The sequence below is a fragment of the Avibacterium sp. 21-586 genome (assembly GCF_026226775.1).
Taxonomy (GTDB): domain Bacteria; phylum Pseudomonadota; class Gammaproteobacteria; order Enterobacterales; family Pasteurellaceae; genus Avibacterium.
This window is the reverse complement of sequence record NZ_JAKKOD010000002.1, coordinates 96,900-111,658: the sequence shown is the minus strand read 5'-3', so window position 1 is coordinate 111,658 and position 14,759 is coordinate 96,900. Positions and strand designations below refer to the sequence as shown.

Annotated in this window: 16 protein-coding genes; 13 read left to right on the top strand and 3 right to left on the bottom strand. The window is 40.9% G+C overall.

Annotation, left to right across the window (positions count from 1 at the left end):
- Nucleotides 1–124 precede the first annotated feature (124 nt).
- The 3 genes from recX to L5B71_RS08080 form a co-directional block, all read right to left on the bottom strand.
- The gene (gene recX, locus L5B71_RS08090; RefSeq protein ID WP_265757884.1) at nt 125–583 is read right to left on the bottom strand and encodes a recombination regulator RecX; all 459 of its coding nucleotides are present in this window, start codon (nt 581–583) and stop codon (nt 125–127) included.
- A gap of 86 nt (nt 584–669) precedes the next feature.
- Entirely contained in the window at nt 670–1,737 is a 1,068-nt protein-coding gene (gene recA / locus L5B71_RS08085; protein WP_265758345.1) for a recombinase RecA, read from the bottom strand.
- Between the two features lie 178 nt (nt 1,738–1,915).
- A complete protein-coding gene (locus tag L5B71_RS08080; protein ID WP_265757883.1) occupies nt 1,916–2,515 on the bottom strand; it encodes a YajG family lipoprotein in 600 nt (199 codons plus the stop codon).
- Between the two features lie 115 nt (nt 2,516–2,630).
- On the opposite strand from L5B71_RS08080, the gene L5B71_RS08075 reads away from it, so the two are divergent.
- From L5B71_RS08075 to L5B71_RS08015, 13 genes are all read left to right on the top strand, one after another.
- A complete protein-coding gene (locus L5B71_RS08075) occupies nt 2,631–2,942 on the top strand; it encodes a BolA family protein (protein WP_265757882.1) in 312 nt (103 codons plus the stop codon).
- 376 nt (nt 2,943–3,318) lie between these two features.
- Nucleotides 3,319–4,659 carry a Na(+)-translocating NADH-quinone reductase subunit A gene (locus L5B71_RS08070; protein ID WP_265757881.1) on the top strand — a complete coding sequence of 447 codons (1,341 nt, stop codon included), beginning with the start codon at nt 3,319–3,321 and terminating at the stop codon, nt 4,657–4,659.
- A 2-nt stretch (nt 4,660–4,661) separates the two neighbouring features.
- Nucleotides 4,662–5,900, top strand: a complete 1,239-nt coding sequence (locus tag L5B71_RS08065) for an NADH:ubiquinone reductase (Na(+)-transporting) subunit B (protein WP_265757880.1) — start codon at nt 4,662–4,664, stop codon at nt 5,898–5,900.
- A complete protein-coding gene (locus L5B71_RS08060; RefSeq protein WP_265757879.1) occupies nt 5,893–6,669 on the top strand; it encodes a Na(+)-translocating NADH-quinone reductase subunit C in 777 nt (258 codons plus the stop codon). Before L5B71_RS08065 ends, L5B71_RS08060 begins: the two co-directional genes overlap by 8 nt.
- Nucleotides 6,669–7,292: an NADH:ubiquinone reductase (Na(+)-transporting) subunit D gene (locus L5B71_RS08055; RefSeq protein WP_265757878.1), complete on the top strand. Its 624-nt coding sequence runs from the start codon at nt 6,669–6,671 to the stop codon at nt 7,290–7,292. Before L5B71_RS08060 ends, L5B71_RS08055 begins: the two co-directional genes overlap by 1 nt.
- Before the next feature lies 1 nt (nt 7,293).
- The gene (gene nqrE, locus L5B71_RS08050) at nt 7,294–7,890 is read left to right on the top strand and encodes an NADH:ubiquinone reductase (Na(+)-transporting) subunit E (RefSeq protein ID WP_013745915.1); all 597 of its coding nucleotides are present in this window, start codon (nt 7,294–7,296) and stop codon (nt 7,888–7,890) included.
- A 14-nt stretch (nt 7,891–7,904) separates the two neighbouring features.
- A complete protein-coding gene (nqrF, locus tag L5B71_RS08045) occupies nt 7,905–9,128 on the top strand; it encodes an NADH:ubiquinone reductase (Na(+)-transporting) subunit F (protein ID WP_265757877.1) in 1,224 nt (407 codons plus the stop codon).
- Between the two features lie 85 nt (nt 9,129–9,213).
- A complete protein-coding gene (locus L5B71_RS08040) occupies nt 9,214–10,257 on the top strand; it encodes an FAD:protein FMN transferase (RefSeq protein ID WP_265757876.1) in 1,044 nt (347 codons plus the stop codon).
- A gap of 10 nt (nt 10,258–10,267) precedes the next feature.
- Nucleotides 10,268–10,516 carry a (Na+)-NQR maturation NqrM gene (nqrM, locus tag L5B71_RS08035; RefSeq protein WP_103854402.1) on the top strand — a complete coding sequence of 83 codons (249 nt, stop codon included), beginning with the start codon at nt 10,268–10,270 and terminating at the stop codon, nt 10,514–10,516.
- 44 nt (nt 10,517–10,560) lie between these two features.
- Nucleotides 10,561–11,721 carry a tRNA 2-thiouridine(34) synthase MnmA gene (mnmA, locus tag L5B71_RS08030; protein ID WP_265758344.1) on the top strand — a complete coding sequence of 387 codons (1,161 nt, stop codon included), beginning with the start codon at nt 10,561–10,563 and terminating at the stop codon, nt 11,719–11,721.
- A 99-nt stretch (nt 11,722–11,820) separates the two neighbouring features.
- Nucleotides 11,821–13,104 (top strand): lipid IV(A) 3-deoxy-D-manno-octulosonic acid transferase, encoded by a 1,284-nt coding sequence (waaA, locus tag L5B71_RS08025; RefSeq protein ID WP_265757875.1) that lies wholly within the window; start codon nt 11,821–11,823, stop codon nt 13,102–13,104.
- A gap of 51 nt (nt 13,105–13,155) precedes the next feature.
- A complete protein-coding gene (gene coaD, locus L5B71_RS08020) occupies nt 13,156–13,647 on the top strand; it encodes a pantetheine-phosphate adenylyltransferase (RefSeq protein ID WP_265757874.1) in 492 nt (163 codons plus the stop codon).
- Between the two features lie 102 nt (nt 13,648–13,749).
- Nucleotides 13,750–14,715: an ROK family protein gene (locus L5B71_RS08015; protein WP_265757873.1), complete on the top strand. Its 966-nt coding sequence runs from the start codon at nt 13,750–13,752 to the stop codon at nt 14,713–14,715.
- Nucleotides 14,716–14,759: the final 44 nt, after the last annotated feature.

Sequence of the window (14,759 nt, the reverse complement as noted above, 5' to 3'; positions counted from 1 at the left end):
GTTAGTTTATCATTGAGTAGGGTTCACTCAAAGAAGAAAGGGCTATTTGTGCCAATATTTTGTGGAAAGCCTTGCAAAGCATATCTAAAGTATAGATAAAGAATGGGGTAGTAAATGCTGTGTCTTAATAAAACTCGTTTTCGCCCGATCCGACTAAATCGGCAAATTCTTCACTTTGAAAGCCGTGTGAAAGCATATAGCGCCAGATTTTTTGTTTCATTTTGAAATCTTGCTCTTGTGCATAATGGGGGAATTTTTTACGTAACACGGAATGAGCAATCTCAAACCAATCAATGTCCATTTCTGCTAATACATCTTCTAAGATCTCTGAAGGAATGCCTTTGAGTTGAAAAAGCTCTTGTTTAATTCGATTAAGTCCATAGCCTTTTTGCGATCGGTAATGTAAATAGTTTTCTGTAAAACGGCGATCACTTTGCCAATTTTTTTCCTGACAAAGCGCTAAAGCTTGTTCAATTTCGGCTTCTGTGAAGGCCTTTTCTTGCATTTTGCAACGCAATTCATATTCACTATATTCACGGCGGGAGAGCAAGTTCACCACATAATTTAATGCCAATGATGCCATTTTTTCTCATTGATTCCTAAATTGCTGTTAGAAAAAGTGCGGTCAAAAATTACCGCACTTTTTTGAAGATGATTTAATCAAAGGGATTAAAATTCAGAATCCATTTCTACAATATCTTCATTTTGATCCGCTTCAATATCGGCAATCAGTGATTTATCTGGATTCGCTAAAAGTTCTTCGCGTAATTTATTTTCTAATTCTTCGGCTTGTTCTGGGTGTTCAGATAACCATTTCATTGCATTGGCTTTGCCTTGACCAATTTTTTCACCGTTATAAGAGAACCACGCACCTGATTTATCAACCAATTTATGTTTTACACCCAATTCAATTAACTCACCATTACGTGAAATGCCTTCACCGTAAAGAATTTGGAAATCAACTTGACGGAATGGTGGCGCAACTTTGTTTTTCACCACTTTTACGCGAGTTTCGTTACCAATGATTTCATCGCCGTTTTTCACCGCACCTACACGGCGAATATCTAAACGCACTGAAGAATAGAATTTCAATGCGTTACCACCTGTGGTTGTTTCTGGGTTACCAAACATTACACCAATTTTCATACGAATTTGGTTGATGAATATAACAAGACAGTTTGAGTTTTTGATTTGTCCAGTGAGCTTACGCAAGGCTTGTGACATTAAACGTGCTTGTAAACCAACGTGGGCATCGCCCATATCCCCTTCAATTTCTGCTTTTGGCGTAAGTGCCGCTACAGAGTCCACAATTACTACTTCAATTGCCCCTGAACGTACTAAGGCATCACAAATTTCTAATGCTTCTTCACCGTTGTCAGGCTGAGAAACAAGCAATTCTTTTACATCAACACCAAGTTTTGCGGCATAAATGGGATCTAAGGCGTGTTCTGCATCAATAAAAGCACAAGTTTTGCCTGATTTTTGTGCTTGTGCAATAACAGAGAGTGTTAATGTAGTTTTTCCTGAGGATTCTGGTCCGTAAATTTCTACAATACGTCCCATTGGCAAACCACCGATACCTAAGGCTATGTCTAAACCGAGCGAACCAGTAGAGATAGATTCAATATCTAATTCTTGGGTTTCTCCTAATTTCATAATTGAACCTTTACCAAATTGTTTTTCAATTTGACCCAAGGCTGCAGCAAGCGCTTTTTGTTTTTCTTCTTGAGTGGTTATTTGCACTTTCTCGCTTTTTTTTGCTTTATCTTCTTTAGCCATTTTGCTTATCCTCTTAAATTCATTATTAAAACTGCCGCACAATATAACTGTATTTATATACAGCATCAAGAGAAATTTATCAGATTTTTCAAAATTTGTGCGTTAGATTCCATATTTTAATTTTATTTAAGGCAAATTAGTTTGCATAGCGGTTGATTGCATTGGCAATTTCTTGATCTTGGTAAATGCGTTGCACCACTTCTTCAAAGGTTTTGCCTAGTACATTTTGAATGTTTTCATTTTTTGCTGTGAATGCACCCTCTTGGCTTTGAGTTGAGCCAATATTTTTGCTAAATTGCCCTTTAGCCCCCTGCACTTGAACGTTGATTTGTACATTCGCGCTGATTTTGTAGCGTAAATTACCTTGATCTACATCAGCATAAAAATGGGTGATAGTTAAAATTACATTGGTATTTGATTGTGCAGGAGTTTGTGCGATTTTAAACCCTTTTGCATTGAGATCTTGTTTGATAACCTGATCAAAAAGTTCTGCCACTTCAGGTTGAGCCATTAATTTAAAAATTTTTCCATTATAAACATAACTGGAAATCGCTTTGTGCTGACGAAGATCACGGGTAAGGATATTTAGTATGGCTTTTTGGTTGGTTGTATTAAATTGTACAACAGGACTTGAAGGGCTAAAGCGTAAGGTGTTGTTTGGCGGAGTAGTTTGGCAAGCTGATAGTAATAAGGCACTTGAAAATAGAGTGAGAATAGATCGTCTGGCAAATAGCATAGTTATGTCCTCGCAATAAAAAGATAAAGGTATTCTTGCAAACATTTATTATGAATGTATAGTGTTTGCAAAAGCAAGTTTTCATTGTATTTAGTTTATGAAAAAGGAAAGGATTATGGCAGTACAACAAATTTTAGAACAAAAAATTTCGCAGAAATTTGCACCGCACTTTTTGCATATTGAAAATGAAAGCCATATGCACAGTTCTGGACGTGGTGCGGATTCACATTTTAAAGTGGTGTTAGTGAGTGATGAATTTAATGGGGTGAGAAAGGTTGCGCGCCATCAAATGTTGTATAAGTTATTGGGGGAAGAATTGAAAAATGGCATACACGCATTAGCGTTACATACTTATACCTTAGATGAATGGCAAGCGTTGGAACAGCAGTTTCCAAAATCACCAAATTGTTTAGGTGTTGGACAATAGTTTATACCTAATATAAGGTAGTATACATTCATAATATTCAGTAAAAATTGATTTTCTACAAAAACATTGGTCTTTTTTCCTAAAATATTGGAAAAACCGCCCTTCAAAGTAGCACGAACGTTATTAATTAGTTAAAATAACCAGCTGACTTGTATCAAAATTTTAACGTATATTGCTAGCTGATTCCTGTTAGCAGTATGAAATGTAAAAAGAATTTGAGTTTTAAATTTATGTGGTTGGAGTGGACATTATGGCGATGTTTTTGCATTCATCGTTGATAATTAAGCAAAAATCATTACTCAAGACGAGGTTATCGCATTGAGTTTTATCTTGCGATAGCTATATTTTTAATCTAACGAAAAGTAGTGCATACAATATGATTACGATTAAAAAAGGCTTGGATCTTCCTATCGCTGGGAAGCCAGAACAAGTAATCCATAACGGCAATGCCGTTACTGAAGTAGCCTTGCTTGGCGAAGAGTATGTGGGAATGCGTCCTTCAATGAAGGTGCGTGAAGGTGAAGTAGTGAAAAAAGGTCAGGTGCTTTTTGAAGATAAAAAGAACCCAGGTGTATTATTCACTGCCCCTGCAAGTGGTACTGTAACTGCGATTAATCGTGGTGCTAAGCGAGTGTTGCAATCAGTCGTGATTCAAATCGAAGGTGATGATCAGGTTACCTTTAACAAATATTCTGCCGATGAGCTTAAAAGTTTAACTTCCGAGCAAGTTCGTCAAAACCTACAAGCTTCAGGGCTTTGGACAGCGCTTCGTACCCGTCCATTTAGCAAGGTGCCTGCTGTTGATGCGGTGCCATCTTCTATTTTTATCAATGCAATGGATACCAATCCATTAGCGGCTGATCCTGAAGTAGTTTTAAAAGCACATTGGGATGATTTTATCAATGGTTTAACCGTGTTAAGCCGTTTACACGACGGCAAATTACATTTATGTAAAGCGAATGATAGCAATATCTCAATGGTGGATTTGCCAAATTTAGTCGTACACGATTTTAGTGGCCCACACCCAGCGGGCTTAAGCGGTACGCATATTCACTTTATCGATCCGGTCAGTGCAACAAAAACGGTGTGGTATTTAAATTATCAAGATGTGATCGCATTTGGTCGTCTATTTACCACCGGTGAACTTTATAATGGCCGAGTGATCTCATTAGCTGGCCCGCAGGTGAAAAATCCGCGTTTAATTCGCACTCAACTTGGCGCTAACTTAGCGCAATTAACTAAAGGCGAGTTAAAAGAAGGTGAAAACCGTATTATCTCAGGTTCAGTGTTAAGCGGTCATAAAGCGGAAGGTGCGGTAGATTATTTAGGACGTTATGCGTTACAGGTTTCTGTAATTGCAGAAGGTCGCGAGAAAGAGTTCCTAGGTTGGATTATGCCAGGGGCGAACAAATACTCTATTACCCGTACAGTGTTAGGTCATTTCGGACACAAATTATTCAATTTTACCACCGCACTTAATGGTGGACACCGTGCAATGGTGCCAATTGGTGCTTATGAGCGTGTGATGCCATTAGATATTATCCCGACATTATTATTGCGTGATTTAAGTGCAGGCGATACGGACAGCGCTCAAGCATTAGGTTGTTTAGAGTTAGACGAAGAAGATTTAGCTCTTTGTACGTTCGTTTGCCCAGGTAAAAATGATTACGGTCCAATGCTGCGTGCAGCTTTAGATAAGATCGAGAAGGAAGGTTAAAAATGGGTTTAAAACATCTTTTAGAGAAAATGGAACCTGCTTTTTTACCGGGTGGTAAATATGAGAAGTGGTATGCGCTTTATGAAGCAACAGCAACTTTCTTATATACACCAGGTACGGTAACGGCGAAAGCTTCTCACGTCCGTGATGCGTTAGATTCTAAACGTATGATGGTATTAGTGTGGTTGGCATTATTTCCAGCAATGTTCTACGGTATGTTTAATGTGGGCGCACAATCTATTCTTGCATTAAACGTGGGCGATTTTGCACAAAACTTGGCACAAAATGTGGCAAATGACTGGCACTTTGCTTTAGCGAACGCACTAGGTTTGGTTTCACAAGATGCAGGTGTGCTAGCCAAAATGGCATTAGGTGCTATTTTCTTCCTACCGATTTATTTAACCGTATTCCTTGTGGGCGGTTTCTGGGAAGTGTTATTTGCCACAGTGCGTAAACACGAAATCAACGAAGGTTTCTTCGTAACCTCTATTTTATTAGCCCTTATCGTTCCGCCAACATTGCCATTATGGCAAGCGGCGTTAGCGACTACCTTTGGTGTTGTAGTAGCGAAAGAGGTATTTGGTGGCGTAGGTAAAAACTTTATGAACCCAGCATTAGCAGGGCGTGCGTTTTTATTCTTTGCTTATCCAGCACAAATCTCAGGGGATTCTGTATGGATCGCGGCTGATGGTTTCTCTGGCGCAACAGCGCTTTCACAATGGGCAACGGGCGGTCAAGGCGCATTAAAACAAGTTACCACAGGTCAGCCAATTCAATGGATGGACGCATTCTTAGGGAATATTCCAGGTTCAATCGGTGAAGTTTCTACCCTTGCATTATTAATTGGTGCGGCGGTGATTGTTTTTGCACGTATTGCTTCTTGGCGTATTATCGCCGGTGTGATGATCGGTATGATTGCCACTTCTACTCTATTCAATGTGATTGGTTCAGACACTAACCCATTATTCTCAATGCCTTGGCATTGGCACTTAGTATTGGGTGGTTTTGCTTTAGGTATGTTATTTATGGCAACAGACCCAGTATCAGCCTCATTCACAAACAAAGGTAAATGGTGGTACGGTGCATTAATTGGTGCAATGGCGGTGATTATTCGTGTGGTTAATCCAGCTTATCCAGAAGGAATGATGTTAGCCATCTTATTAGCTAACTTATTTGCCCCAATTTTTGACTATCTGGTTGTTCAAGCAAATATCAAACGTCGGAGAGCGCGCAATGGCTAAGTTTAATAAAGATAGTGTTGGCGGAACAATCCTTGTTGTTGTTTTGGTCAGCTTAGTTTGCTCAATTATCGTAGCAAGTGCGGCAGTAGGTTTGAAACCGACGCAAAATGAGCAAAAATTATTAGATAAACAGAAAAACATTCTCAGTGTGGCAGGATTATTACCAGCTAAAGCAAAAGGTGCGGAAATCAAAGCCCTTTATGCAGAAAACATTGAGCCGAAAATTGTGGATCTTGCAACGGGTGATTATGTGAGCGACATCAAAAACTTTGATGCGCGTGTTGCGGTAAAAGATCCTGCACAAAGTGTAGCAATTAAACCTGAAGAAGATAAAGCTGGCATTAAAGTGCGGGCGAAATATGCTGAGGTTTATTTAGTGAAAGATGCACAAGGCAAAACTTCACAAATCGTGTTGCCAATTTATGGTACAGGATTGTGGTCTGTGATGTATGGCTTTGTATCTGTTGCGCCAGATGCGAATACCATTAAAGGGATTACCTACTATGAACAAGGTGAAACAGCTGGATTAGGTGGGGAAATTGCTAATCCAAACTGGCAGAAATACTTTGTAGGAAAAAAACTTTTTAATGAACAAAATCAAGTCGCAATCAAAATTGGTAAAGGTGCTTCAGCAGATAAAGAACACGGTATTGATGGTTTATCAGGCGCTACATTAACCACGAAAGGGGTACAAGGTTCTTTTAACTACTGGTTTGATCGCGATGGTTTTGGCCCGTATTTAGACAAACTTAGAGCGGAGGCTAACTAATGGCTAATGCAAATATGAAAAAATTATTGTTATCTCCAATCGTGAACAATAACCCAATCGCATTGCAAATTTTGGGGATCTGTTCAGCACTTGCGGTAACGACAAAATTAGAAACTGCGGTAGTAATGGCAATCGCAGTAAGTTTAGTAACGGCATTTTCAAGTTTCTTTATTTCTTGTATCCGTAACTATATTCCAAACAGTATCCGTATTATCGTGCAAATGGCGATCATTGCATCATTAGTAACCCTTGTGGATCAGGTGTTGCAGGCTTTTGCTTATGAGTTATCTAAACAGCTTTCGGTATTCGTTGGTTTGATTATTACCAACTGTATTGTAATGGGACGAGCTGAAGCATTCGCAATGAAAGAGCCTCCATTGGCAAGTTTCGTTGATGGTCTAGGTAACGGTATCGGTTATGGTGCTATTTTACTTATCGTTGCTTTCCTTCGTGAATTAATTGGTTCAGGAAAAGTATTTGGTATCACCGTGTTACAAACCATCCAAGATGGTGGTTGGTATCAAGCAAACGGCTTATTCCTACTCGCACCAAGTGCGTTCTTTATCATTGGCTTCTTAATTTGGGGCTTAAGAACTTGGAAACCAGAGCAAGTGGAGAAATAAGATGGAACACTATTTAAGTCTATTTGTTAAGTCCATTTTTATTGAAAATATGGCACTTTCTTTCTTCCTTGGTATGTGTACATTCCTTGCGGTTTCAAAGAAAGTTTCAACAGCCTTTGGTTTAGGGATCGCGGTAATCGTGGTATTAGGTATCGCCGTGCCAGCAAACCAAATTGTTTACACTCACATCTTAAAAGATGGTGCGTTAGTAGAAGGCGTAGATTTAAGTTTCTTACGCTTTATCACTTTCATCGGTGTGATTGCGGCATTAGTACAAATCCTTGAAATGGTTTTGGACAAATTTTTCCCCGCACTTTATAACGCATTAGGGATCTTCTTACCGTTAATCACCGTAAACTGTGCGATTTTTGGTGGGGTATCTTTTATGGTGCAACGTGAATACAACCTTGCTGAATCTGTGGTTTATGGTATCGGTGCAGGAACAGGTTGGATGTTGGCTATCGTGGCACTTGCCGGTTTAACTGAAAAAATGAAATATGCTGATATTCCAGCAGGCTTGCGTGGTTTAGGGATCACCTTTATCACCGTAGGTCTAATGGCACTTGGCTTTATGTCATTTTCAGGTATTCAGTTATAAGAAGGGGATACTAAATGGAAATTATTTTAGGTATTGCAATGTTCACTGTGGTGGTTTTAGCTTTAGCAGCAATTATCTTGTTTGCTAAATCTAAACTCGTAAACTCAGGGGACATTACTATTGAAATCAATCACGATCCAAGCAAAGCCATTCACTTGCCTGCAGGTGGAAAATTATTAGGCGCGTTAGCAAGCAAAGGGATTTTCGTTTCTTCTGCTTGTGGTGGCGGCGGCTCTTGTGGTCAATGTGTGGTGAAAGTCGCTGAAGGTGGTGGTGATATTCTACCCACTGAACTTTCTCACATTTCAAAACGTGAAGCGAAAGAAGGTTATCGCCTTGCTTGTCAGGTAAATGTAAAAACCAATATGCAAATTGAATTACCTGAAGAAGTGTTCGGCGTGAAAAAATGGGAATGTACCGTTATTTCTAACGACAATAAAGCAACCTTCATCAAAGAGCTTAAATTACAAATTCCTGAAGGGGAAGAAGTGCCATTCCGTGCGGGTGGTTATATCCAAATTGAAGCAGATCCACATACGGTTTCTTACAAAGACTTCGATATTCCACAAGAATACCACGAAGATTGGGATAAATATAACCTATGGCGTTATGTTTCAAAAGTGGACGAACCAATTGTACGTGCTTACTCAATGGCTTCATACCCAGAAGAGAAAGGCATCATTATGCTTAACGTGCGTATTGCAACGCCACCACCAAGCAACCCAGATGCACCACCGGGACAAATGTCTTCTTATATTTGGTCATTAAAACCGGGTGATAAAGTAACTATTTCTGGTCCATTCGGTGAATTCTTCGCGAAAGAGACTGATGCAGAAATGGTATTTATCGGTGGGGGTGCAGGTATGGCACCAATGCGTTCACATATCTTCGACCAATTAAAACGTTTGAAATCAAAACGTAAAATGTCATTCTGGTACGGAGCTCGTTCAAAACGTGAAATGTTCTATGTAGAGGATTTCGATACCTTACAAGCGGAAAACGACAACTTCCAATGGCACGTGGCACTTTCTGATCCATTGCCAGAAGATAATTGGGACGGCTACACAGGCTTTATCCACAACGTGCTTTATGAAAACTATCTTAAAAATCACGAAGCACCAGAAGACTGTGAATACTATATGTGTGGACCTCCAGTGATGAACGCAGCAGTAATCAAAATGCTCAAAGACTTAGGTGTTGAAGACGAAAACATCTTATTAGATGACTTTGGCGGTTGATAACGCTGTTAAATAAAGAAAAAGAGCGGTCAGATTTCTGACCGCTTTAGCCATTTTTAGCCACAGAAAAATTAGCGATAGATTTATGTTAAGAAAAGTCAAAACGGTTTACGGTTGGGCAATCGCCTTACTCTTGGTGAGTAGCCTAACTGCCTGCCAAAAAGATCCCGAAATTGTTACCTTAAGCGGTAAAACAATGGGAACTACTTACCACATTAAATACATCACCGCAGAAGCAACCCAATCGGCAGCGGATACTCACGAAGGGGTGGAAAAAATCTTAAAAGACGTGAATGAAAAAATGTCCACCTATATTCCTACCTCTGAATTAAGTCGTTTTAACCAAAACCGCGCGATGAATACCCCGATTGAAATTTCTGCGGATCTGGCCAAAGTGATAGGTGAAGCCATTCGCTTAAATAAGGTTACACAAAGCGCATTAGATATTACCGTAGGTCCATTGGTGAACCTATGGGGATTTGGCCCAGAAAAACGCGTGGAAAAAGCCCCAAGCCAGCAACAGCTTGATGAACGCCGTGCGTGGGTAGGCATTGAAAAATTAAAACTCAGCGAAAGTGCGGGTAAATTTTACTTAGAAAAAGCCGTGCCAGAACTTTATGTAGATTTATCTTCCATCGCCAAAGGCTTTGGTGTTGATCAAGTGGCGGACTATCTTGAACGTTTACATATTGATAACTATATGGTGGAAATTGGCGGCGAAATTCGTGCCAAAGGCAACAACAGCGAAAACAAGCCTTGGCAAATTGCCATTGAAAAACCCACTACGGACGGTTCAAGAAGCGTGGAACAAGTGGTCGGTTTACACAATCTGGCGATGGCAACTTCTGGTGATTACCGCATTTATTTTGAAGAAAACGGGGTGCGTTATTCCCACGAAATTAATCCGCAAACAGGTCGCCCAATTCAGCATCATTTGGCGTCAATCACCGTGCTTGATCCCTCATCAATGACGGCAGACGGCTTATCCACAGGCTTGTTCGTGCTTGGTGAAGATGAAGCGCTCAAAGTGGCGGAGCAGCAAAAATTAGCGGTATATTTAATCATCAAAACAGAAAGTGGTTTTGAGGTGAAAATGTCTTCCGCATTTAAACAATTAATCAATCCATAAAGGTGAAAAAATGGAACTGTTTTTTATTACTTTTGGCTTTTTCCTTGCGGTGATTTTAGCGATGTCCATCGGCTATATTATCAAACGCAAATCCATTGCAGGCAGCTGCGGGGGGATTTCTTCCCTCGGCTTGAAGAAAGTATGTGATTGCGATGAGCCTTGCGATAACTTAAAAGCCAAAGTGGAAAAAGGCGAAGTGGACGCATCAGAATTAGATCGCTTCAACAAAAGCGAAACAAATTTCTACGAAGTAAAATAATTTCCGAATAAACAAAGTGCGGTCAAAAATTTGAAAAAATTATGATGAAATCAAAAACGTATGAACAATATTTCCCTGCATTAAGCGAAAGTCAACGTGCAGAAAACAGCAAAATTAAAGTGATTTGTGGAATGTCTGGTGGGGTGGATTCTTCTGTTTCTGCCTTTATTCTTCAGCAACAAGGCTACCAAGTGGAAGGCTTGTTTATGAAAAACTGGGAAGAAGATGATGACACCGATTACTGCACAGCCGCCGCAGACTTGGCAGACGCACAAGCGGTATGCGACAAGCTCGGCATCAAATTACATAAAATCAATTTTGCCGCAGAATATTGGGATAACGTTTTTGAACATTTTTTAGCGGAATACAAAGCCGGCCGCACGCCAAACCCTGATATTCTGTGCAACAAAGAAATCAAGTTTAAAGCCTTTTTGGAATATGCCGCAGAAGATCTGGGGGCGGATTATATCGCCACAGGGCATTATGTGCGCCGCCGTGATCCCCGTGATCATAGTGGCAAAGCGCAATTATTGCGTGGTTTAGATCCTAACAAAGACCAAAGCTATTTCCTTTACACCTTGAGTGAAAGCCAAGTGGCGCAAAGCCTGTTTCCTGTGGGGGATATTGAAAAACCTGTGGTGCGCGCCATTGCAGAAGAGTTAGGCTTGGTTACCGCAAAGAAAAAAGATTCCACCGGCATTTGTTTTATCGGCGAACGTAAATTCAAAGATTTCTTGGCGCGTTATTTGCCCGCTCAACCGGGGGACATCAAAACCACCGAGGGTGAAATAATCGGTCGCCACCAAGGTTTGATGTATCACACCTTAGGGCAACGCAAAGGCTTAGGCATTGGCGGCGTGAAAGGCAAAGCAGAAAATGCGTGGTATGTGGTGGGAAAAGATCTCACTAACAATGTGTTAGTGGTTGCTCAGGGTTTGGATAATTCTGCCTTGCTCTCCAGCGGATTAATTGCACAACAGCTGCACTGGGTGGATCGCCAACCGATTCGCGAACCTCTGCGTTGCACGGTGAAAACCCGTTATCGCCAAACAGATATTCCTTGCCAAATCATTCCTCTTAATGATGACAGCATCGAAGTACGTTTTGATGAACCGCAAATTGCAGTAACTCCAGGACAATCTGCCGTGTTCTACCAAGGGGAAATTTGCCTTGGCGGCGGCATTATTGAACAATCAATAAAATAAAAACTTCGCGAAATTTCACCGCACTTTATATTGCCCATTTGTATGAATTAAAGTGCGGATCAAATTTCTCAATTTTTTCGGCTTAATGAAGAAAGGGCTATGTGGCACAGACTTTACACTTGCATAATGTATCTTGTTCAACCGCTGATTTGGCTATTTATTTTATTGCGTAGTCTAAAGGCACCGGCTTATCGTCAGCGGATTTTGGAGCGTTATGGCATTTATCGCGCCACGCAATCCCCGCCAAAACCGAATGGCGTGCTAATCCACGCGGCGTCCGTTGGTGAAGTGATTGCAGCTACCCCTTTGGTGAAAGCGATTCAACGCCGTTACCCTGAATTATCCATTACCTTGACCACCGTCACGCCAACAGGCTCTGAGCGCGTTAAAGCCGCTTTTGGTGATCAAGTCAGCCATTTTTATTTGCCTTACGATTTACCCAGGGCGATTAAACGCTTTGTTCGTTTCATTCAACCGAAAGTCTGCATTGTGATCGAAACGGAGATTTGGCCAAATTTAATTTATCAGCTACACAAACAGCACATTCCATTTATTATCGCCAATGCCCGTTTATCTGCCCGATCAGCAAAACGTTATGGCTGGTTGGAAAGCTATATTCAAGCCATTTTAAGCAAAATCAGCCTGATTGCACCGCAGGATAACATCAGCGGACAGCGTTATCTCAAACTGGGCTACGATCCAGAAAAGCTCAAACTCACAGGTAATATTAAATATGATTTAGTGCTAAGTGAAAGCTTACTCACTGAAGCCGAAAAGCTCAAAGCCCAATGGAAACAACAACGCCCCGTGTGGGTTGCCGCCAGCACCCACGAAGGGGAAGAAAGCCTAATTTTGGAAAGCCACCGTTTATTATTACAAGCCTTTCCTGATTTATTGCTGATTCTCGTGCCACGCCACCCAGAACGTTTTAATGAAGTGGCGGAGCAAATTGAAAAACAGCATTTCACCGTTGTGCGCCGCAGTGAGAATCGTGCACCACAAGCTGATACCCAAGTGGTGCTAGGTGATACAATGGGCGAGCTGATGTTAATGTACGCCTTGGCAGATGTCGCCTTTGTAGGGGGCAGTTTAGTAAAACGAGGCGGACATAATCCCCTTGAACCGATCGCTTTTCAAATTCCTGTGGTGAGCGGTAAATATACCTTCAATTTCCCCGAAGTTTATCGCAATTTAATGGAAGTTCAAGGCTTTGTTGAAGTGAACAATAATGCCACTGCTATCGCAAGAGCGGTGGAAATTTTGCTAAATTCATCTGCTTTGCGTGAGCGCACAGGGAAGGCGGGCTATGGCGTATTATTAGAAAATCGCGGTGCTTTACAACGTTTGCTTGATTTACTTCAACCTTATTTGAAATCCTCATAAACATAGAATTTTGCCTGAATACCAGAGCAAGACTTAAATAAAGGAGAAAGAATGACAACCGTAATTTACCCCGGCACCTTTGATCCCATCACCAACGGACATTTAGATATTATCGAACGAAGTGCGGTGCTTTTTTCCAACGTTTTTGTCGCCATTGCCGCCAGCCCGAGCAAAAAGCCTTTGTTTGATTTAGACACCAGAGTGAAAATCGCACAGCAAGCGGTCGCTCACTTACCCAATGTGGAAGTGTTTGGCTTTGCTGATTTACTGGCTAAGGTGGTGCAAGAAAAACACATTCACGCCATTATCCGTGGCGTGCGGACCACCACCGATTTTGAATACGAACTACAACTCGCTAGCCTAAACCGCTTATTAACCAAAAATGAAAATGGGCAAGGCGTGGAAAGTTTATTTTTCCCACCTAGCGAAAAATGGGCCTTTGTTTCTTCCACAATGGTGCGAGAAATTCATCTACACGGTGGCGATGTAAGTGAACTTGTGCCGCAAGCCGTGCAACAAGTATTATTTCGTTTAAAATTGTGATCTCTATCACGCTATCTCTATGATATTTATCATAGTTTTTTCCACTTAAATAGCATATGGTAATAATGCATTTTCTGGTTATTAAAATAAATGGAGTTGATGATGAAATATTACGCAGGTGTGGACATTGGCGGCACAAACACAAAAATTGGCATTTTAGACAACCATTTTAATATTCTCGCAGAACAAAGCATTCCTACTTTATCTCAACAGGGGGCAAGAACCACTTTTTCTCGTATTTGGCAGACTATTTTGGATTTGCTTACGCAAAATCAGCTTTCAGAAACACAATTAGAAGGCATAGGCTTGGGAATTCCGGGGCCAGTGGTGAATCAAGCGATTGTTAAAATTGCAGCCAATTTTTCTTGGGGCAATGATTTCAATGCCAAGCAATTAATGGAAGAAATCTCTCATAAAAATGTGGTGGTAGAAAACGATGTACGGGCCATCACCTTGGGCGAACATTTATTCGGTGCAGGGCAAGGTGTGGCAAATCTTATCGTTGTGCCAATTGGTACGGGCATTGCCTCAGGCATTTTGTTAAATGGCAAGGTGCTATCTGGTTCGGGTGGTTGCGCCGGTGAATTTGGCCATATTATGGTGAATGAACAAGGAATGAAATGCGGTTGTGGTTTAACAGGTTGCTTGGAAACCTATACGTCCGCCCCAGGATTGGTGCGAGAAGCCAAAAAACTTCTCACCGCACCTGATAAGGATACACAAAAGTGCGGTGCGTTTTTCCAACGTTTTTCCACGGATTTAGATTCCCTACAAGCGCATCATATTTTTGAATATGCCAAAAAAGGCGATCATCTCGCGCTACAAGTAGTGGATAGTTTCGCAAAATATCTGGCTTACGGCTTAGGCGTGTTGATTAATATTTTTAATCCTGAACTTATTGTATTGGCTGGTGGGGTCGCAAAATCTGCTGATTTCATCATCGAAAAAGTACAAAAATTCCTACCGCACTATGCCTTAGGCGTATCCCTACAAAACCTGCAAATCAAATCAAGCCAACTGCTTGATTCCGCTGGCGTAAAAGGCGCTGCAGCGTTAGTGATAAAATAATTTCATTACTAATAAAAAAGTAGGAAATGGTTTCCTACTTTTTA